Annotated in this window: 15 protein-coding genes; 10 read left to right on the top strand and 5 right to left on the bottom strand. The window is 67.2% G+C overall.

What is annotated here, in order from left to right; translation table 11 throughout:
- Positions 1-61: 61 nt before the first annotated feature.
- The 3 genes from F7O44_RS02530 to F7O44_RS02520 all read right to left on the bottom strand — a co-directional run bounded on the left by F7O44_RS02530 (position 62) and on the right by F7O44_RS02520 (position 2,841).
- Positions 62-991, bottom strand: a complete 930-nt coding sequence (locus F7O44_RS02530) for an LLM class flavin-dependent oxidoreductase (RefSeq protein WP_162448597.1) — start codon at positions 989-991, stop codon at positions 62-64.
- A gap of 62 nt (positions 992-1,053) precedes the next feature.
- Positions 1,054-1,941, bottom strand: coding sequence for an NAD(P)-dependent oxidoreductase (locus F7O44_RS02525; RefSeq protein WP_162448596.1), 888 nt, complete (start codon positions 1,939-1,941; stop codon positions 1,054-1,056).
- Between the two features lie 24 nt (positions 1,942-1,965).
- Positions 1,966-2,841, bottom strand: a complete 876-nt coding sequence (locus tag F7O44_RS02520) for an NAD(P)-dependent oxidoreductase (RefSeq protein WP_162448595.1) — start codon at positions 2,839-2,841, stop codon at positions 1,966-1,968.
- Positions 2,842-2,984: 143 nt separating this feature from the next.
- Here F7O44_RS02520 and F7O44_RS02515 point away from each other — a divergent pair, with 143 nt between their 5' ends.
- From F7O44_RS02515 to F7O44_RS02490, 6 genes are all read left to right on the top strand, one after another.
- A complete protein-coding gene (locus F7O44_RS02515) occupies positions 2,985-6,293 on the top strand; it encodes an AfsR/SARP family transcriptional regulator (RefSeq protein WP_162448594.1) in 3,309 nt (1,102 codons plus the stop codon).
- Positions 6,294-6,371: 78 nt separating this feature from the next.
- Positions 6,372-7,538 carry an ROK family protein gene (locus tag F7O44_RS02510; RefSeq protein WP_162448593.1) on the top strand — a complete coding sequence of 389 codons (1,167 nt, stop codon included), beginning with the start codon at positions 6,372-6,374 and terminating at the stop codon, positions 7,536-7,538.
- 171 nt (positions 7,539-7,709) lie between these two features.
- Complete coding sequence (locus F7O44_RS02505) at positions 7,710-9,032, top strand: extracellular solute-binding protein (RefSeq protein ID WP_162448592.1); 1,323 nt, start codon at positions 7,710-7,712, stop codon at positions 9,030-9,032.
- Between the two features lie 53 nt (positions 9,033-9,085).
- Entirely contained in the window at positions 9,086-10,057 is a 972-nt protein-coding gene (locus F7O44_RS31535; protein ID WP_162448591.1) for an ABC transporter permease subunit, read from the top strand.
- Positions 10,057-10,965: a carbohydrate ABC transporter permease gene (locus F7O44_RS02495; protein ID WP_174255867.1), complete on the top strand. Its 909-nt coding sequence runs from the start codon at positions 10,057-10,059 to the stop codon at positions 10,963-10,965. Before F7O44_RS31535 ends, F7O44_RS02495 begins: the two co-directional genes overlap by 1 nt.
- A gap of 44 nt (positions 10,966-11,009) precedes the next feature.
- A complete protein-coding gene (locus F7O44_RS02490; RefSeq protein ID WP_162448590.1) occupies positions 11,010-12,491 on the top strand; it encodes a glycoside hydrolase family 3 protein in 1,482 nt (493 codons plus the stop codon).
- Here the strand turns inward: F7O44_RS02490 and F7O44_RS02485 are convergent.
- Both F7O44_RS02485 and F7O44_RS02480 read right to left on the bottom strand, forming a co-directional pair.
- Positions 12,475-13,158: a hypothetical protein gene (locus F7O44_RS02485; protein ID WP_162448589.1), complete on the bottom strand. Its 684-nt coding sequence runs from the start codon at positions 13,156-13,158 to the stop codon at positions 12,475-12,477. The genes F7O44_RS02490 and F7O44_RS02485 overlap by 17 nt on opposite strands.
- 687 nt (positions 13,159-13,845) lie before the next feature.
- A complete protein-coding gene (locus F7O44_RS02480; protein WP_162448588.1) occupies positions 13,846-14,823 on the bottom strand; it encodes a helix-turn-helix transcriptional regulator in 978 nt (325 codons plus the stop codon).
- 96 nt (positions 14,824-14,919) lie between these two features.
- On the opposite strand from F7O44_RS02480, the gene F7O44_RS02475 reads away from it, so the two are divergent.
- The 4 genes from F7O44_RS02475 (at position 14,920) to F7O44_RS02460 (ending at position 19,747) form a co-directional block, all read left to right on the top strand.
- Positions 14,920-16,065, top strand: a complete 1,146-nt coding sequence (locus tag F7O44_RS02475; RefSeq protein ID WP_162448587.1) for an epoxide hydrolase family protein — start codon at positions 14,920-14,922, stop codon at positions 16,063-16,065.
- Between the two features lie 176 nt (positions 16,066-16,241).
- Complete coding sequence (locus tag F7O44_RS02470) at positions 16,242-18,443, top strand: MMPL family transporter (protein ID WP_162448586.1); 2,202 nt, start codon at positions 16,242-16,244, stop codon at positions 18,441-18,443.
- A gap of 107 nt (positions 18,444-18,550) precedes the next feature.
- A complete protein-coding gene (locus F7O44_RS02465) occupies positions 18,551-19,156 on the top strand; it encodes a TetR/AcrR family transcriptional regulator (protein ID WP_162448585.1) in 606 nt (201 codons plus the stop codon).
- Between the two features lie 195 nt (positions 19,157-19,351).
- Complete coding sequence (locus F7O44_RS02460; protein ID WP_162448584.1) at positions 19,352-19,747, top strand: VOC family protein; 396 nt, start codon at positions 19,352-19,354, stop codon at positions 19,745-19,747.
- Positions 19,748-19,778 lie beyond the last annotated feature (31 nt).

The raw sequence follows: 19,778 nt of genomic DNA, 5'->3' as shown, positions 1-19,778 counted from the left end.
TCGCGGGATCACGACCACAACGTACTGACGATCACCGGTGCTGGCGGTCATCGCGCCTTGCTTAGTCGCGCAGGGCCGGCAAGGTCTTCGCGATGCGTTCGAGCTCGCCCACGTGCGCGTCGTCGGGCCAGGTGAAGAAGAACTCGTCGAAGCCGACCGCCGCGAAGCGCTCCACCTGCTCCTCGAAACCTTCGGGGGCCGTGAACGGGTCGATCGCGACGGAGCGGCGCAACGATTTCGGATCGCGCCCGATCTCTTCGGTGAGCTCGTCGAGCCTTCGGTTCTGCTCCCGGGTCAGCTCGATGTTCTCCGCGACCGTCGCGTCCATCCGGCCGATCGTGTTCCAGATGTCCGCGCGCTCAGCCGCGACCCGCAAGATGGTGGGCGCCTGCCCGCCGACGATGATCGGCGGCCGGGGGCGCTGCATCGGTCCGGGATTCGTCGGCAGGCCGCTCACCCGGAGCCACTTGCCGTGGAAGTCGTACACGTCACCATCCGCACGCAACAACTCATCGACAATCTGGGCGTACTCCACGAAACGCCCGACGCGCTCCCCGACCGTCCACGGCTCGGTGCCCGTGGCGTGGTGATCTAGTTCGATAATGCCTGCGCCGATGCCCAACTCCAGCCGGCCACCGGAGAGGTGATCCACAGTGACGGCCTCCCGTGCCAGCAGCGCCGGTGGCCGCAGGATCGGGTTGCTCACCATCGTGCCGATCCGGATCCGCTCGGTGCGCATGGCCGCGGCGCCCAGCAGGCTGCCGTAGTCGAACCAGGTGGTGCCCGGCGCGAACGGGTGGGCCAGGTGGTCGGCCAGGAATAGCTGGTCGAAGCCGAGCTCCTCGGTCCTGCTGATCCGATCCATGAGCTGCGGCATCGGCGCGTCGGCCATCACCATGACACCCACCCGCATCGGACCGGCATAACTGAGGTCGGCGTACGTCCGGTTGGCAACTGTCTGGCTCCTACTGGCAGCCGTCGGGCTATTCATGTGGTCCTCCTCATGAGTTGGTCGATCAGGTCGGTGGTGCCGTGGCCTGCCGCCGTCCGCCGTCATCGGTCCGACGGCTTGGCGATCAGCTCGACGACGCTGGACAGATCGTCGTCACCGTGGCCGTCGGCGACCCGCTGTTTCATCAGCCGCTCCAGCGGAGCCATGAGCTCGCCGCTGACCCCGAGGGACTCGCTGAACGCGACGAAACCCACGCCCGATGTCTGCATAGCCAGGCTCGAACCCGTGGACGAGTAGTCACCAGCGGCGATTTGCCGAGCCATCTCCGGCAACGCGCCGGTCATCGCCTGGAGCCACGGAATCAGCAACGAGGTCGTGAACTCCTCGGGTTCGACCCGTTCTGTCCCGATGAAGGCCATCGCCTGCAGGAAGCCACCGAACATGCCGTACATCCCGGCCAGCATGGCCAGATCCAGCAGCGGCGCGAGTCCGGCGTCGTCACCGACGAACGTCGCAGCGCCCATCGCGCCCAGAGTCTCTTCGTGGGCCTCGAAGGCCGCCCGGGATCCGCTGTAGAGGACCAGAGCGCCCGGTCCGCCGATCATGGACGGAATCGCCATGATGCCCCCATCGAGGAACCCCTTGACGTTCTGGCCGGCCGCCCACCCGGCCAGCTCGCGGGCCTCGTCCGGGCTCCCGGAGGTGACATTGACCAGAACCCGGCCAGCCAGTCCGTCAGCGGCTGGGTCGAGCACGGCGTGCACGCTGGCGTGGTCGAGCAGGCAGACAAGCACCAGCGGACTGGCGCTGATCGCGTCGGCCACGGTGGAGCCTCGCGCCGCGCCCTTGGCCACGAGCGGATCCGCCTTGGCCTGCGAGCGATTCCACACCGTGACGGGGTGGCCGTTCTCCAGCAGTGCGTTCGCCAATGCCGCGCCCATATCGCCCAGTCCCAGCACGGTCACCGGTTTCTTCGTCGTTTCTTTCATTTGTTCTTCCTTTCGTGTTGACTCTCAGCGGCTGAAAGCTTCGACCATCCGCGAGAAGCTGTCTCCACCGTGACCTGCCTGGATGACCTGATCGACGAGCCCTACGACGCTTCGCAGGACGCTGGCGTCGACGTTGCGCGCTTGCGCGGCGTGGATGATGTGCGTCAATCCGGCCGCTGTGGAAATGAGGTTCGAGTCGTCGCCCGGATATTCGCCGAGTTCGGCGTGTTTGGCGATCTCTGGGGCTATGTCGCGCACCAGTTCGACGATTCCCTGAGCGAAGGGCAGGAATTCGGTCGGCGTGATCCCTTCCGCCCGGGCCAGCGCGAAAGAGTGCGCCACTCCCGTCATGCCGGTCCAGAAGATGTCGAGCAGCGCGACGTCGAAGCTCGCCGCTCGTCCAGGGTCACTCCCCAGATAGGACGCCGTGCCACCGAGAGTGGACAACGTGTCCCGATGCTTCTCGTACAGCTCTTCCGAGCCGCTGTAGAGGAAGACGGCCTCCGGGCGTCCGATCGATTCGGTGGGCGTCATGATCGAGCCGTCGAGGTAGTCGAACCCATGATCGTTGGCCCACCGCGCCATCGCGCGAGCCCGGTCCGGCGAATCGTTCGTGAGATTGACCACCGTCATGCCAGTCAACTCATGGGCCACCGGGCCGAGAATGGCGTCGACGGCGTCGTAATCGATGACGTTAACGATCACCAGGGGGCTTGCGTGCACCGCCTCGTCGACGGTGGCGGCTGCGGTGGCGCCCATGGCCACGAGAGGCTCGGCCTTGCTGGCGGTCCGGTTCCAGACCGTCGTGGGGTGCCCATTCTCGACCAATGTACTGGCCAGGGCGCTGCCCATCGGTCCGAGGCCGAGGACGGTGACGGGGGCTTTCGGCAGTGAGTTCATGATGTCTTCTCCATGGCTGGTGCCCAGTGCGTTCGACGTGTTATCGACCATGCGCGGTGGCGCTCACGAACGGCTGGGGTTTCGCTGGGGGTCTACGCACGACGTGGCCCGTTGCTGTCGGTGCGCTGGGTTAACGTGGGCGAATGCGGTTCAGCGTTCTCGGGCCACTCGCGGTGTGGACGGCGGAGGGTGAGCCAGTCGCCGTACCCGAAGCAAAGGTGCGTGCCCTCCTGGCCAGCCTGCTGGTCAACCTCGGCCAGCCCGTTTCCGCCGACCGCCTGATCGACCACCTGTGGGGTGCCGCGCCTCCGGCCCGGGCCATCAACACGCTGCAGACCAAGGTCTCGCAGTTGCGCAGAGTGCTCGAATCAGCGGCACCGGACGGCCGCCGTGTGCTCGTACATCAACCGGCCGGCTATGTTCTGAAAGTGCAGCCCGACGCCCTGGACGCGCACCGCTTCCACACCCTGACAGCGCGGGCCCGGGAAGCCCGCGAGCCCCAGGATCGCGCGGAGGGTCTTGCCGCGGCGCTGTCGCTCTGGCGGGGTGCCGCGCTCGCCGACTTCCGCGACGAACCGTTCGCTCAGGCCGCCATCACGCGCCTCGAGGAGGACCGCCTGGTCGCGCTGGAAGAACAGGCCGAGGCCCGCCTCGAGCTCGGTGAGCATGCCCAGCTGGCCGTCGAACTCGCCGACCTCGTGGCGTTGCACCCGCTTCGCGAGCGGCTTCGGGCGGCCCACATCCGGGCGCTGTACGGTGGCGGCCGCCCCAGCGAAGCGCTGGCCAGCTACCACAACCTACGTGAACGTCTCGCCGACGAGCTCGGCCTGGATCCAGGCGCTGAGCTGGTTGCGCTCCAGCAATCGATCCTCCGACAAGACCCTGCCCTCACGCCCGGCGCGGGCACCACAGGGTCACCCGTATCCGCTCCGGCGAGCGAGTCAGCAGCTCCTGCCCCAGGTGTGCCGCAGGCGCCCGAACTATCCCAAAACAGCGTGCCGGCTCCGTTGACCACCATCGTGGGCCGTGCCCAAGCCATCGATGAGATCCACGACCTGCTCCGGGGCCGCCGGCTGATCACGCTGACCGGACCGGGCGGCGTCGGCAAAACCCGGCTCGCGCTGGCCGTGGCTGCCCGGCTGGCCGGGCCCGGCATCGGCTCCTCCGTCGCGTCTGGCGGTATCTGGTTCGCTGAGCTCGCCGCCGTCCCCAGGCCGGCCGCCCGAGCTGGCCACGACACCGTTGCCGACATCGCCGACCTGATCGCATCCACACTCGGCATCCGGGACGACTCCGGGAACGCCGCGAGCGCGACCCTCCCGGGCGCGAGCACCCTGGATCGACTAGCTCGCTCACTTCACGGCCGCGACGCCGTACTGGTGCTGGACAATTGCGAGCACCTCATCGAACCCGTGGCTGAGCTCGCCGGACGTCTCCTCGGCAGTGCCCCCGGGCTGCGTATCCTCACCACGAGCCGGGAACCTCTCGGCGTCGCCGGGGAACACGTCCAGCGAGTGCCGCCCCTGGAGCTTCCTGCCGCGGCAGCCACCGATCCAGAGATCCTAGAGTCGTTCAGTGCGATGCAGTTGTTCGTCGCCCGTGCGGCGGCTGCCGCGCCCGGCTTTGCGCTCACCGCCGAAAACGCCGCCGAGGCCGCCGCTATCTGCCGCCGGCTCGACGGCATACCACTGGCCATAGAACTCGCGGCCAGTCGAGTTCCCGGTCTCGGAGTCTCCGAGCTCGCAGCCCGCATGGACGACCGATTCCAGTTGCTGACGGCCGGAAAGCGAGGCGTTCCCGCACGTCAGCGCACCCTCCGGGCCATGATCGACTGGAGCTGGGAGCTCTTGGAGCCCACCGAACGCACGGTGCTGCGCCGGCTGGCCGCACATTCCGGCGGCGCGACGCTGGCTTCAGCGGAGGCCGTCTGCGCCGACACCGTCGTGCCCATACAGGAGGTCGCCCCGGCACTGGCCCGGCTGGTCGACCAGTCTTTGGTGGTCGCTACTCAGCACGACTCCGAGACGAGGTACGGGCTGCTGGAGTCGGTCGCGACCTATTGCCAGGAACGCCTGGCCGAAGCGGGCGAGGCGATGGCCGCCGCCGGCCGGCAACGTCGGTATTACCTGGAGCTCGCCGAACATGCCGAGGCGCACCTGCGCGACAACGAACAGTGCCGGTGGCTGCGCCGGCTCACCCTGGAGACAGCCAACCTACGCCTGGCCATCGACACAGCCATCACCGAGAACGCCGTCGACGACGCGCTCAGGCTGGTGAACGCGCTGGCATGGGGGTGGTATCTGCGGGGACGCAGACGCGAAGCCATCCGGACGCTGGGGCGGGTCCTCGACATGGACGCAACCGCCTCGGCAGCATTAACCGCGCGGGCCCGCAGCTGGTACGCCGGCCTGAACGCGCTGGACCGCGGCCAACGCAGCGAGCCCGCGGATGCCGTGCTCAAACTGTTCGACGACACCAGTGATCCCGAGGGTCGAGCGTACGCGCACTGGCTGCTCGGCTATGCCGAGTACGGATTCGGCAACCTCGCACTCAGCGAGCGACTCGCCGACGAAGCCCTCGCCAGCTTCGAACGCTCCGGTCACCGCTGGGGCACGGCGGCCTCGTTGGTGCTCAAGGCCGCCCAGGCCGTCTTCCACGGCGATCTCCCGGCCGTCTTACGCTACGGCGAGCAGGCTGCGGCGATCTTCACCCAACTCGGCGACGGGTGGGGCCGGCTGGAGGCCATCGATGTGCTAGGCACACACGCTGAGATCACCGGCGATTACGAGGCGGCCCAGGCGCTTTACGAGGAAGGCCGCGGCATCGCCGAATATCTGGAGATGTGGTCGGAGTACTCGAGCATGCTCTCTCGCATGGGACGCATCGCGCTCCTGCTCGGCGATTACGCCCGGGCTGACCACTTGCACCAGCAAGCAGCCGACCTGGCCGCGCGGCACGACGATCTACCGAACGAGGAAATGGCCGGCCTGGGGCTGGCACTCAGTGCCCGGCGGCAAGGCCACCTCGACACCGCCGAGCGGCACCTCCTTCGCTGGCTCGAGTGGAACCACCAGCTCGAAGCCCATTACGGAACGTCCCTCATACGTGCCGAGCTGGGCTTCGTGGCCGAGCTCCGCGGCGATGCCGAGGCTGCCCGGATCCATCACACGCAGAGTCTCGCCGGTGCCAGATCCACCGGCGACCCCCGGGCCGTCGCACTGGCACTGGAAGGCCTGGCTGGAGCTGCCTCCCTGGACGGTCACCACACCTGGGCCGCTCGGTTGCTGGGCGCATCCACCACGTTGCGTGAGCGGGTCGGAGCTCCCCTGCCCCCCGCCGAACGCACCGACGTCGATCGCATCACCGCTAGGGTCCGGCACTCGCTCGGCGAGCCAGTATTCTCGGAGGAGTTCGCGACGGGCACGGAACTCACCCCGGACGACCTCGTTTGAACAGTCGTCAGGGATCTAGACGATGTAACCTGACGACAAAGACAATATTGGAAAGTTTATTTCCAACGGGGAGATGATGTGTCGCAGCGACCTGCCACGCCCAGCCTGCTCCGGTCCCTGAACAACCGCAGCGCACTCGAGCTGCTCCTTCAGGAAGGTCCCCTCACGCGTGTTGGCCTGGGCAAGAAGATCGGCCTTTCCAAGGTCACGGCGTCACAACTGCTCGCCCGCCTGCAAGAACGCAACCTCGTTGAGGTGATTGGCACGCAGTCCGCCGGCCGCGGGCCCAATGCCGAGCTCTACGCCATCCGGCCCAACTGCTCGCACAGCATCGGCATCGAGCTCAACCCCGACCGCGTGCGAGCGGCGCTGGCGGACATCACCGGCACGGTGATCGCCCGCACCGAGCGCTCCATATCCGACACGGCCGATCCGAAACAGCTCATCCATGATGTCGCCGTCGATGCCGCCAGCACGGGGAAGGTGGACGTCTCCACCGTGGACGACGTCGTCATCGGCATGCCCGGCGTCGTCGATCCAGTCAGCGGCGACATCCAGCTCTCCTTCGATCTTCCCGGCTGGCACGCCGGCCTGCGCCAGACCCTTGCCGCCGATCTGGGCTGCGATGTCACCTTCGAGAACGACGTGAACCTCGCGGCTACCGCCGAACGCGCCGAAGGCGCCGGGCGCGATGTCGACAACATGGTGCTGCTGTGGGTCGGCCGGGGCGTCGGGCTCGCGGTGATCCTGAGTGGTCACCTCCATCGCGGCGCCACCGGAGCCGCTGGAGAGGTCGGCTACCTCCCCATGCCAGGCGTGCCGTCGCCGGCCCGGGTCGACCGCCCGGCCCAAGGCGCTTTCCAGGCGCTCGTCGGCGCCGGGGCGGTAGCTGAATTGGCCCGCGAACACGGCATCGCCGCCGGCAGCCCGGCCGAAGCGGTCCGGGCCGCGCTCGCGGCCGGCGCCCCTGCCGAGGAGTTCCTTCGCACCTTCGCCGACCGCCTTGCCTTGGGCATGGCCGCGGTCTGCGCCGTCGTCGACCCCGCATTGGTGGTTGTTGCCGGCGAGGTCGGCGCTGCCGGCGGCGAGATCCTCTGCCAGATGGTCGCAGAAGCAGTGCGCAGCATCGCGCCGGTACACCCGTCTGTGGTCCCCACCCAGATCGGCGAGGCACCTGTCCTTCGTGGGGCAGTGCTGACCGCCGTCGACCACGCCCGCCAGACGCTGTTCGACTCGACCAGCTAGCGCCCACCGGCACCCGGGCCCAGGCCGGCAACTCCCCCTGACACAGCTCACTCCAACCCGTTACTGAACCGTGACGCGCATTATTGGAAATAAACCTTACAGTAGGTACGACTACTGATAAGACTCCTTCCAGTCATCAGTTCCATGCCCGCGTCAAGGGGAGGAAACACCATGAGGAGAACCCGCGTCCTGGGCGCCGGGGTGGCCGCTATCGCCCTCGTGCTGGCCGCTTGCGGCAGCGACGACGGCAACGGCGAGGACGGTGAACCTACCGCCGAGAACACCGAACCCGCCGCATCCGACGCAGAACCGGACGGTCCCGAGGCCGCCGAGATCCGGCTTTGGCTCAACGGCCCCGACACTCCGGACTCGATGCGTGAATGGCTCGTCGAGGCCTTCGAAGAGCAGAATCCCGGCTCCACCCTCGCTATCGAGGAGCAGCAGTGGGAGGGCCTGATCGACCGGCTCACCACCTCGCTGGGCAGCACATCCGAGACTCCCGACGTCGTCGAGATCGGCAACACGCAGGCGTCGACATTCACCACCGTGGGAGCATTCAGCGATATCACCGACATGCTGCCCGACCTGGGCGGCGATGATCTCCTGGACGGCTTCGTCGAGGCCGGCAGCGTCGACGGAAACACGTATGCGGTGCCGCTGTACGCCGGCTCGGCATACGTGTTCTATCGCACGGACCTCTTCGCCGAGTCCGGCCTCGACGTCCCGACCACCATGGACGAGTTCGTCGACGCCGCGATCACGCTCAAGGAAGACAACTCCGACGTCGCCAACTTCTCCGGCTTCTGGTTGCCCGGCCAGGACTGGCGAGACGGCGCGGCGTTCCTGTGGGACGCCGGCGGGGAATTCGCCGTCGAGGAGGACGGCCAGTGGGTCGGTGCGCTGTCGACTCCGGAGTCGCAGGCCGGGCTCGAACTGGTCCAGACCTTGTTCGAGGAGGCGTCAGGAGCTCCCGCCGATGGTAACGAGGCCGAGCCCGAGGTCCCCTTCTGCGCTGGTGAAATCGGCATGATGCTCCGTCCGGGCTGGGTGCGCTGGAGTATCGACAACGAAGAGATCGGTTGCCCGGAGATGATGGAGAACGTGGGCGTATTCGCCCTGCCCGGATCGGACGGCGAACCCGCTCCTGTCCTGCTGGGCGGCTCCAACATCGCCGTCGCCGCCAACTCCGCGAACCAGGAACTCGCGCGCAACCTGGTCAGCCTCATCCTCAGTGACGAATTCCAGAGCCAGTACGCCGAGAACGGCCTCACACCGGCGAAGGTGTCACTCGCCAGCGGCCTCGGCGACGACGAGTACGCCGTGGCCACCGTCGAAGCGGTCAGCAACGCCAAGCTCACGCCCGCGGCCGCCAACTGGGCGACGGTCGAAGGCGCGCGAATCCTCGAGGATCTCTTCGTCTCCATCGCAGGCGGCGGCGACATCGAGCAACTCGCCCATGATGCCGACGCAGCCATCACCGGCCAGCTCAACTGATCTGGCTCACTGATCTATCACATGGTTCACGACGTGTGTCTGGAGGTGGCAGGGTGACTCGCCCGGCAAGCACATCCGCTGTCGCGAAGCAGGCCACCCCGCCGCCTCCGGTACCGGGGCATGTCCGGCCGCCGCGTAGGCGGCGCGGTCAGGTACTCCCCTACGTTCTACTCATTCCGGCGATCGGCATCCTGATCGCCGCCCTTGGCTATCCACTGACCCGCCAAGCGGTCATGTCGTTCCAGGAATACGGCCTGGCACAGCAGTTCGGGCAGCCACCGGAGTGGGTCGGATTCGACAACTACATCCAGCTGTTCACCGACTCCTATCTGTGGTCGGTGATCGCCAAGTCGATCGCCTTCTGCCTCACGGTCGCGGCCACCACGATGATCATCGCCACCGCCCTCGCGGTGCTCATGACCGTCATCAGCACCGGCCCCCGGCTGATCTTGCAGATCGCGCTCCTACTGGCCTGGGCCATGCCGCACCTGGCATCGCTGACCGTATGGCAGTGGATCTTCGACTCTCAGTACGGCATCGTCAACTGGCTGCTGGTCAATCTCGGCTTCGACCAGTTCGCCGGCCAGTCCTGGCTGCTCAATCCGCTCTCCTTCTTCGTTGTCGCGGGCATCGTCGTGACGTGGATGAGCGTGCCCTTCGTGACCTTCGCCGTCTACGCCGGGCTGACCCAGGTGCCGGGTGAGCTGCACGAGGCCGCCTCCATCGACGGAGCCTCGGAACGGCAGCGATTCCAGATGATCACTGTCCCGTTGATCAAGCCGGTTCTGCTCATCGTCGGGCTTCTGCAGATCATCTGGGATCTGAAGGTCTTCACCCAGATATTCGTCCTCCAGGACGTCGGCGGGATCACCCGAGATACCAACCTCATCGGCACCTACATCTACCGGCTCGGCATCGGCGAAGGGCAATTCGGCCTTGCGGCGGCCGCGTCGTGGTTCATGTTGCTGCTGACTGTCACCCTCAGCCTCTACTACGTCCGCATTCTGCTCCGCGAGGAGGACTGATGAGCGCCACGACATCCTCCATGCCGAAGCCGTCGAGCACGCGCGAGCCCGCGGTCGCCCCACGGTCCGCATCGCGACGCTCTCCCGCGCGGATCCGCCGGCGAGTCCTCGGAATCGTGGCCGTGCTGATCGCGCTGGTCTGGGCGTTCCCGGTCTACTGGATGCTCAACAGTTCCTTCCTGCCGTACAACCGCATCCGCAGCACCGAACCCACGTTCTTCCCCATCGGCGGCAGCTTGGACGCCTATAACCGGGTGTTCGACAGCAACTTCCTCAGCTCGTTGCGGATGAGCATGGCCGTCACGCTCATCACCGTGGCGGCGGCGCTGCTTTTCGCCTTCCTCGCAGCACTCGCGCTCTCCCGGTTCCGGTTCCGCGGCCGCAAGAGCTTCATTCTGGCGGTGTTGATCATCCAGATGATCCCCGCCGAAGGGCTGTTCATCTCCCACTTCAAGATGCTCGAGGGCTGGCACTTGCTGAACAGCGTGGTCGGCCTGTCGTTGCTCTATGTCGCGGCGGTCGTGCCGTTCACGATCTGGATGCTGAGAGGCTTCGTCGCCGGAGTCCCCCGGGATCTCGAAGAAGCGGCTCAGGTGGACGGCTGCAGCCGCAGCCAGGCCTTCTTCCGGATCACGCTGCCACTGCTCGCGCCTGGGCTCGTCGCAAGCGGCGTGTACGCGTTCCTTCAGGCGTGGAATGAGTTCACCCTCGCCTTGGTGATCATGAACCGGCCCGACAGCATGACGTTGCCCTTGTGGCTGCGCACCTTTGCCGATGCCAACCGGGCCAGCGACTGGGCCGGCATCATGGCCGGCTCGGTGCTGATCGCCGTGCCGGTGATCATCTTCTTCCTATTCGTGCAGCATCGGATGACGTCGGGCTTGGTCACCGGCGCAGTGAAGGGCTGATCTCATTGACGATCGTCGACTACGGTCCGGAGCAGCTCCGACGCATGGCTCTGACCACGATCTTCGCCGGATTCGACGGAACTGCCACGCCGCCGTCGTGGGTCGGCCGACTGGCCGCGGCAGGGCTCGGAGGGGTAGTCCTGTTCGGTCGCAACGTGGACCCGGCCCGCGGTGACTCCGGCGTCGCGGAGCTGACCAGCGCGCTCCGCGACGCCGGGCCCCACCTCCTCGTCGGAGTCGACGAAGAAGGCGGCGATCTCACCCGCCTCGATACCGCGCGAGGTTCATCCTTACCGGGTAACGCGGCTCTCGGAGCGCTCGATGATCCGGTCCGGACCGAACGGGTCGGTGTCGAACTCGGTATCAGGCTGCGCGGTTGCGGCATCGACCTCAACTTCGCCCCTGTGGCTGACGTCGACACCCAGACCCACAACCCGGTGATCGGTGTACGCGCCTTCGGGTCGTGCCCCGACCTCGTCTCGCGCCATGTGGCGGCGTTCGTCGCAGGCCAGCAGGGCGTCGGCGTCGCCGCGGCGGCCAAACACTTTCCCGGGCACGGTGGCACCCGGGACGACAGCCATTTCACGGTACCGGTACTGGACCAGCCGCTCGATGAACTGCACCGGCTGGACCTGCCACCATTCCGGGCCGCGATCAAGGCCGACGTGAAGATCGTCATGACGGCCCACGTCGTCGTACCGTCGATCGACCGGCATTCGCCGGCCACCCTGTCTTCAGCGGCTGTCACCGGGCTGCTCCGCCAAGAGCTGGGTTTCAGCGGCATCGTGATGACCGACGGGCTCGACATGCACGCCATCAGCCGAGGAGTCGGGCATGCCGAGGCCGGTGTGCAGGCGCTGCTGGCAGGGGTGGACGCCCTCTGCGTCGGCGGAGACTCCACCGACCCGGAGCTGGTGGAGAGCATGGCCGGTGCCTTGGTCGAGGCCGTCCGCGCCGGCCGGCTACCAGCGCAGCGCCTCGCCGAGGCCAGTTCCCGGATCGAGGATCTGCGTCGGTGGTGCCGGAAACCGAGCTCGCTCCTGGTGCCGCCTGCCACGCCGGGCGACACGGCCACTGCCGCGGCCGACGTCGCGCGCCGCATCGTGACGCCGCACGGTCGGGTGAAGCTCGACGCCGCTCCGGTGATCCTCGAACTCCACGACGAGCCCTCCCCAGCCACCGGCGATGTGCCCTGGGGCGTCGGTGCTCCTGTCGCGTCCCGAATGCCCGGGACCGTCGTCGTTCGATTGCGAGAGGCCGGACAAGATGTGGAGCGAGTACTGGCCGGCTTGCCGGACCGGCCGGTCGTCCTCAGCGTCCGCGCCAGCCGGCGCCGGCAATGGCAGGAACGGCTGGTGCACACCGTCCGGGCGCTGCGCCCGGATGTGATCGTCGTCGATCACGACACCGGGACCTCCGAGAGTGTTCTCGGCGAGCACTACATCCTGACCCATGGCGCGGCCAGGATCACCGCGGAGGTCGCCGCGGATCTCCTGACCGGCACATTCATCACCGGGCAGGGTTGAGGTGAGCCGCGACGTGGATCCGGCCGACGATCGGAGTCAGGAACCACAATCCGGCGGCGGCGAAAAGGTGCCAGATCCCGTGGCCCTGGATCAGGCTGTCCGGGTCGCACCATGGTCCGCCGGTGCGCGACAGCGCGCCGATCAACGCGCCCGCCCCCAGGACGACGCCTGCGATCAGGATGGTGCGGCGCGTCGTACTCCTCCGCCAGAACCGGAGCAGTACGGCAGCCCCGGCCGCGGCCCCCACGAGCACCTGTGCGACGGTGCCGCCGGGTCCGGCGAATCCGGTCAGAAGTACGGTCGCCGCCGTCGGGAGCAGCCACCATAGCGCCGACAGCCGTCGACCCAGCACATCCGCGGCCGCATCGGTCGCAACATAAGCAAGCAACGCCACCAGCGGCGCGTCGTGAACCAATTCCGACCACTGCGGTGCCGGTCCGTGAAAGATGAATGAGCCGGCGCCGGTCGCGGCCGTCAGGAGCGCGTATGTCGCGACCCCGCGACCACCTGATCGGTATGCGACCAGAATGGCGGCGCCAACGGCGACGAAAGCGAGGCTGGTCACCGAATTGACCGGCTGACCCCAGAAGCCGCCGGTGAAGGCTTCGCAGTCGGAACTGGCCGGGAGCGACGGCGCCGTGGCCGGCCCCCACATGGCACCCACCATGTCCCGACCATACCCGCGTCCGGGCGTTGGATTCCCGTGTGCGGTGTTGGGTGGCGCGGATACCGCACTTCACCCAGGACTTCTCGTGCGTCGACATGTCTGGAGCCATGGTGATGGGCGGGAAAACCCACCAAACATGATCATTTGGGGCGCTTCTGTCGTGTCCGTGGGTGGAAGCGCCTTGGCGGATGGTGTGCCCGTGGGCGGTTGGGTGTGTCGTGGCGCATGCCCGGGCCCTTTGGGGCTAGGTGGCGTGCCTGCTCGAACCGCCCGCGCCCACTGGGCCGCCGGCGTGGTTCACACGACGATCTTCACGACTGGTGTGTGCCCAGTCGTGTGAATCCCGACGGCTCCCAGCGGCATTGGCTGGCACGACGATCTCCACGACATCGAATACCGCCCCGCCGGCCCGGCGTGGTTCACACGACGATCTTCACGACGGGTGTGTGCCCAGTCGTGTGAATCCCGACGGCGCACAGCGGCATTGGCTGGCACGACGATCTTCACGACCCCGCATCCGCTCCGCCGGCCCGTCGTGATTCACACAACGATCTTCACAACCAGCGGCAACCACCCGACGAACGCGACACACCACAACTGGACCCCGCCGAAAGCCCCCCTCCCCCCGGGGAAACGACGCGCGACAGCGGCCCCCATGAACTCACCCACGGAAAGGTCACAAGAGCCTCATCTGGTGGAGTCGTGAGCGCTGGTCGCTCGGGCGGCGCGCGCGCTGATGGCGCGTAGCGCTTCGGCCAGCTCGGGCGGGCCGTGCACGTCGAACTCGCAGCCCAGCGTCAGCATCCGGGAGGCCAGCCAGTCGATGGAGTCGTCCCTGTCGCCCGCCAGGCGGCATCGGTCTTCTCCCAGGGCTTCGATCTCGCCGGGGGCGTCGCCGAGTCGCCCCGCCACAGAAGCCGCCGGCGCCTGGAAAGTGACCGCGACGTGATATATCGGCGTGCCCCAGTCGGTGCGGCGACCGGCGACGTAGTCGGCCGCGCTGGCGGCCGGGAGCTCGCGGCGCACAGTCCGGGCACCGACCGCGCGCGGCCAATGGATCCGGTCGACCCGGAAGGAGCGCCAGCCGTCGCGATGATTGTCGAAGGCGACCAGGTACCACCGGCGCCCGGACGAGACCAGCCGCAGTGGTTCCACTAGTCGCGAACTCTCGCTCGAGTCACGGGCCCGATAAGTGAACCGGACCTTCTCGCGGTTGGCGACCGCGGCCGCGAGCACCGTGAGCGCGTCGGCGTCGATGGCGGGTTCGTCTCCCGTCATCGGCATGGTGGCAGCGCCAAGGGTGCGGACGCGGTAGCGCAGCCGGGACGGAAGCACCTGCTCCAGCTTCGCCAGTGCCCGAGCCGACGACTCCTCGATGCCTTCGACGGCGTTCCCGGCCGCTGTGCGCAGCCCGACGGCGATGGCCACGGCTTCGTCGTCGTCGAGCAGGAGCGGCGGCATGGCGGTGCCGGCTACCAGCGTGTAACCTCCGGCCGCGCCTACTGTCGCCTCGACCGGGTAGCCGAGATCACGCAGCCGGCTGATGTCACGGCGGACTGTGCGCGGGCTCACGCCGAGCCGCTCCGCAAGTTCGCTGCCCGGCCACTCTCGCGGCGTCTGCAGCAGAGAAAGCAACCTCAACAGCCGGCCAGGGGTGTCGGTCATGAAGAAAAGTGTGCCACCGAACTAGGCCATGAACTGACCTAGTTGCCCTCTAGCGTCTGGAGGTGTACCGGTCAGACGCTGACGAGAGGCACCGAAATGACAACCGAAATCCGCCCGTTCAGAATCAACATCGACCAGGCCGCCATCGATGACCTCCACACACGGCTGACCCGCACGCGCTGGGCTGACCAACTCCCCGGCGGCGGGTGGAGCCGCGGCGTCCCCGCCGGCTACCTCCGTGACTGGGCCGGGTACTGGCGCACGGGCTACAACTGGCGGACCCACGAGGCGGCGCTGAACTCGTTCCCGCAATACCTGACCGAGATCGACGGGCACGACGTCCACTTCCTCCACGTCCCCTCCCCCGAGCCGGACGCACTGCCGTTGATTCTCACCCATGGCTGGCCGGCGTCGGTCGTCGAGTTCACCAAGCTCATCGGGCCGCTGAGCGATCCCCGGGCGCATGGCGCCGAAGGGGCTCAGGCCTTCCACGTCGTCGTCCCCTCGGTGCCCGGATTCGGTTTCTCCGATCCGCCGCGGGAAGCGGGCTGGACCGTGCGGCGGGTGGCCGGCATGTGGGCCGAGCTGATGGACCGGCTCGGCTACGAACGTTTCGGTACACAAGGCGGGGACCTCGGTGCGTACATCGCACCCGAGGTCGTCCTGGCGGCTCCAGAGCGCGTCGTCGGCGTGCATCTCGACGGTGGGCTCGGTTTCCCCACCGAAGCCGACGTTCCCGGCATGAACGACGACGAACGCGCCGAGTACGCAGAGATCCTCACGTGGATGGAGGGCGGCGTGGACCACCACAGCCTCCTCCGGGCGGCGCCCCAGACATTCGCCTACGGCTGGCACGACTCTCCCGTGGCACTGCTGGCCTGGATGCTGGAGAAGTTCCAGGAATTCACTCCGATGGCCGAGGTGCCCGAGGACGTCATGGACCGCGATCACATTCTCACCAACGTGAGCCTGTACTGGTTCACGGGCACCTCCGGATCCTCGTCCTGGCCGATGTACAACGGGCTGAGCAACGGCGGTTTCGACTGGCCGACCGGCCAGGACAAAGTGCCCACGGGCGTCTACAGCGGCGGACCAGCGCTCTTCCGCAGGCTCGCTGAGCGTCACAACACCATCGTTCATTGGCCCGAAGGCAATCCTGGCAACCATTTCGTCGCCATGGAGGAGCCCGATGCTCACGTTTCCGACATCCGCGCGTTCTTCGGCGGCCTCGTGGCGGGCTGAGGATGCCGGGTGCTGTCCGTGATCCGGCCGGGAAAACACCAGGACTTCTCGTGCATCACCATGCCTGCAGCCATGGTGATGCACGAGAAAACCCACCAAACATGATCATTTAGGCGGAGAAGGGGAATGTGTGCGTTCGGGCGGCGTGTGGACCTGATCGGATCTACCTTCGTGTCGTGGCCACATTTCTCTACCGGCTGGGCCGGCTCGCTTACCGGCGCCGATGGTTCGTCGCCAGCACGTGGGTGCTGCTGCTGATCCTCACCGGAGTCGGATCGGCCACCCTCGCCGGCGAGCACGTCGAATCCTTCGAAATTCCCGGCACCGAGTCCCAGGAGACCATGGACCTGCTGGGCGAACGCTTCCCCGGCATCGCCGCCGACGGCGCGAGCGGCCGCGTGGTCTTCGCTGCTCCGGAGGGCGAAACGCTCGACGAGCCCGCCAACCGAGCCGTCGTGGACGCGGTGGTCGCGGAGATACAGACGACTCCCGGGCTGGTCAATGTGGTCAACCCGTTCGACGCCGGGACGGTGTCGGCCGACGCCACCGTCGCCTATGCCGAGGCGAACTACACCGCGCAGGTCCTGAGCGAGGAGTCTCGCGACGCGTTGTTCGCAGCAGTGCAAGCCGGGCGTGATGCCGGGCACATCGTCGAGGTCGGCGGCGACATCGCCTTCACTGGCGAGGAGTTCGAGGGCGGCAGCGAGATGGTCGGGCTGGCGATCGCGTTCGTCGTGTTGATCGTCACCTTCGGCTCGTTCGTGGCTGCCGGGATGCCGCTACTCAACGCGATCATCGGGGTCGGCGTCACGATCTCCACCATCACCATCGCCAGCCGGTTCTTCGAGATGTCCGAAGACTCGTCGATCCTGGCGATGATGCTCGGTATCGCCTTGGCGATCGACTACTCGCTGTTCATCGCCTCGCGATACCGGCATGAACTGGCACACGGCCGCGGCGGCGAGGAAGCCGCCGGACGTGCCATCGGTACCGCCGGGAATGCCGTGGTGTTCGCCGGGCTGACGGTCATGATCGCCCTCGTCGGGCTCACCGTCGTCGGAATCCCGCTGCTCACCGAGATGGGCCTGTCCGCCGCCTTCGCGGTGGCGATGGCCGTCGTCATCGCGCTGACCATGTTGCCCGCCCTCTTCGGCTTCGCCAAGCGGCGTATTCTCGGCGGCCGGATACCCGGCTTGAAGGTCCGTGATCCAGAAGCCGAGGAGCCCACGATCGGCCTCAGCTGGATCACCATGGTCACCAACCATCCGCTGCGGGTGCTGGCGGTCGCCCTGGTCGGGGTCGGCGCACTCGCGCTCCCGGCCACCAGCCTGCAGCTGGGGTTGCCCGACGAAGGCAGCTACGGAACCGACGACACCCGGCGTCAAGCCTACGACCTGCTGGCCGAGGGGTTCGGTCCTGGATTCAACGGACCGCTGACGGTGGTGGTCGACGCCGTCGACAGCCCTGACCCGGAGGCGGCACTATCCACGGTGGTCGCCGCGGTGGAGCGACTCGACGGGGTCGTGATGGTCACGCCTGCCGGTTTCAACGACACGGGTGACACCGGCCTGGTGATCGCGGTTCCGGGCACCGGCCCAGGTGCAGCCGGCACCGAGGAAGTGGTGCACGGCATCCGGGACCTCTCCGCGGATATCGAGTCAGGCACGGGAGCGGTGGTGCGGGTCACCGGGCCGACAGCCGTGGTCATCGATTTCAACGAGATGATGGCCGCTGCGCTGGCGCCGTATCTCGCCGTTGTCGTGGGGCTGTCCTTTCTGATCCTGGTCCTGGTCTTCCGCTCGATCCTGGTTCCGCTCAAGGCGGCCCTCGGGTTCCTCGTGACGATGGCCGCGACCTTCGGGGCCACCGTCGCGGTGTTCCAGTGGGGCTGGCTCGCGGACCTGATCGGGCTGCAGCAGACCGGGCCGATCATGAGCATGCTGCCGATCATCCTGATCGGCCTCGTGTTCGGCCTTGCGATGGACTACCAGGTCTTCCTCGTCACCCGCATGCGAGAGGAACACGTACACGGCCTGGCCGCCACACCGGCGGTGATCATCGGATTTCAGCACGGCGCTCGAGTGGTCGCGGCCGCCGCGGTGATCATGATCAGCGTCTTCGGCGCCTTTGTGCTCGGTGACGACTTCATCAAGCAGGTCGGCTTCGCCTTGGCCTTCGCCGTGTTCATCGATGCCTTCGTGGTGCGGATGACGATCGTGCCGGCGGTCCTGAGGCTGCTCGGTGAACGGGCCTGGTGGATTCCGCGCTGGCTGGACCGTGTACTGCCTGACGTCGACGTCGAGGGCGAAAGGCTGCGCCGGCACCTCCAAGCCGAAGACGCCGCGAGGAACCAGCCGGCGCCGGCACCGACCTCGTGATCCTTGGATTCAGACCCTGTGATGCTGCGCCTTTCAGCCAATGATCACGGGACGCGCCGTGGTGTGGCGACTTGCGCGCTTTTGTTCCAGCAGTCATGTTGATGCACATGACATCCGACGTTCGGCCCGAGACACCCCGCAAACAACGCGTCGCCGATGCCGCGATCGAGGTCATCGCAGCTGAGGGTTTACGCGGTCTCACTCACCGCGCCGCCGACGCCTGGGCACAGCTCCCCCCGGGAAGTGCCAGCAGTTGCTTCCGGACGAGGCTTGCGCTGCTATCAGCTGTGCTGCAGCGGATCGTCGAACTAGACGAACAGATGCTCAGTCAGTTCTCGATGAACGGCTGGAACGTCGACACCCATGAAGGCCGGGAGCGGATCGTCGACACCTTTACCGAACTGCTTGAATACTGGCTCGGTCCGGGGCGCGTCCGGGCCCGCGCCCGGTTGGAGATCTACCTCGACGCAGCGCGGCGGCCTGAACTGCAGCCCGACCTCCGGACGGCAACCCGGCGATTCGTCGAACGTGCGGCAGCCGGTATGCGCTCCGGCGGGCTTCCGCTGGAAGACGAATCCGCACGCATTCTCCTGGCCCAAATAGACGGGCTGCTGTACGACGCCATGGCCCGGCCGTTCTACCATCAAACCGAACACGCTGTGCTCCGCCGTGAGGTGGAGGTGGTCATCGCGGGCCATCTCGCCACCATATAAGGTGCGTGCTACATATGTAGGACGCCCTCGGGAGCAAGCAGGTCCACCACTCCAGGCAGCCTCGATACGCCCCACCAGTTTCGCGGCGATGCGCCCGCGTCATGGTTTGCGCGTGCACGTCACCGCCGCCACCGCGCGCTGACACACAGCTTCGCACTGACGTAAGAACAGCGCGGGGCACTAGGCTGGCCTGTCATGCCCTTCCTCCACTTGGTGACCATCGTGGTCGACGACTATGATCCCGCGATCGACTTCTTCGTCGACGTGCTTGGCTTCGAACTCGCCGAGGACTCACCGTCGCTCACCAATGACGGCCGGGCCAAGCGGTGGGTGGTTGTCCGGCCGCCGGGTGCCGAAACTGGAATCCTGCTGGCCCGGGCCGACGGCGCCGATCAGAAGGCCGCGGTGGGGAGCCAGGTAGCCGGCCGGGTCGGGTTCTTCCTCCGGGTGGAGGATTTCGACGGCACGTATGCCCGGCTGGCCGCCGCGGGTGTCGCCTTCGTCACCGAGCCCCGCACTGAGGAGTACGGACGCGTAGTGGTATTCCTCGACATCGCGGGCAACCGGTGGGATCTCGTCGGCCCGGCCTGATGCCGGTCTCGCGCCTTCTTCCCCGAGTTCG

The sequence above is a fragment of the Phytoactinopolyspora mesophila genome, assembly GCF_010122465.1.
Classification (GTDB): domain Bacteria; phylum Actinomycetota; class Actinomycetes; order Jiangellales; family Jiangellaceae; genus Phytoactinopolyspora; species Phytoactinopolyspora mesophila.
This window is presented reverse-complemented; position numbering and strand designations above follow the sequence as displayed.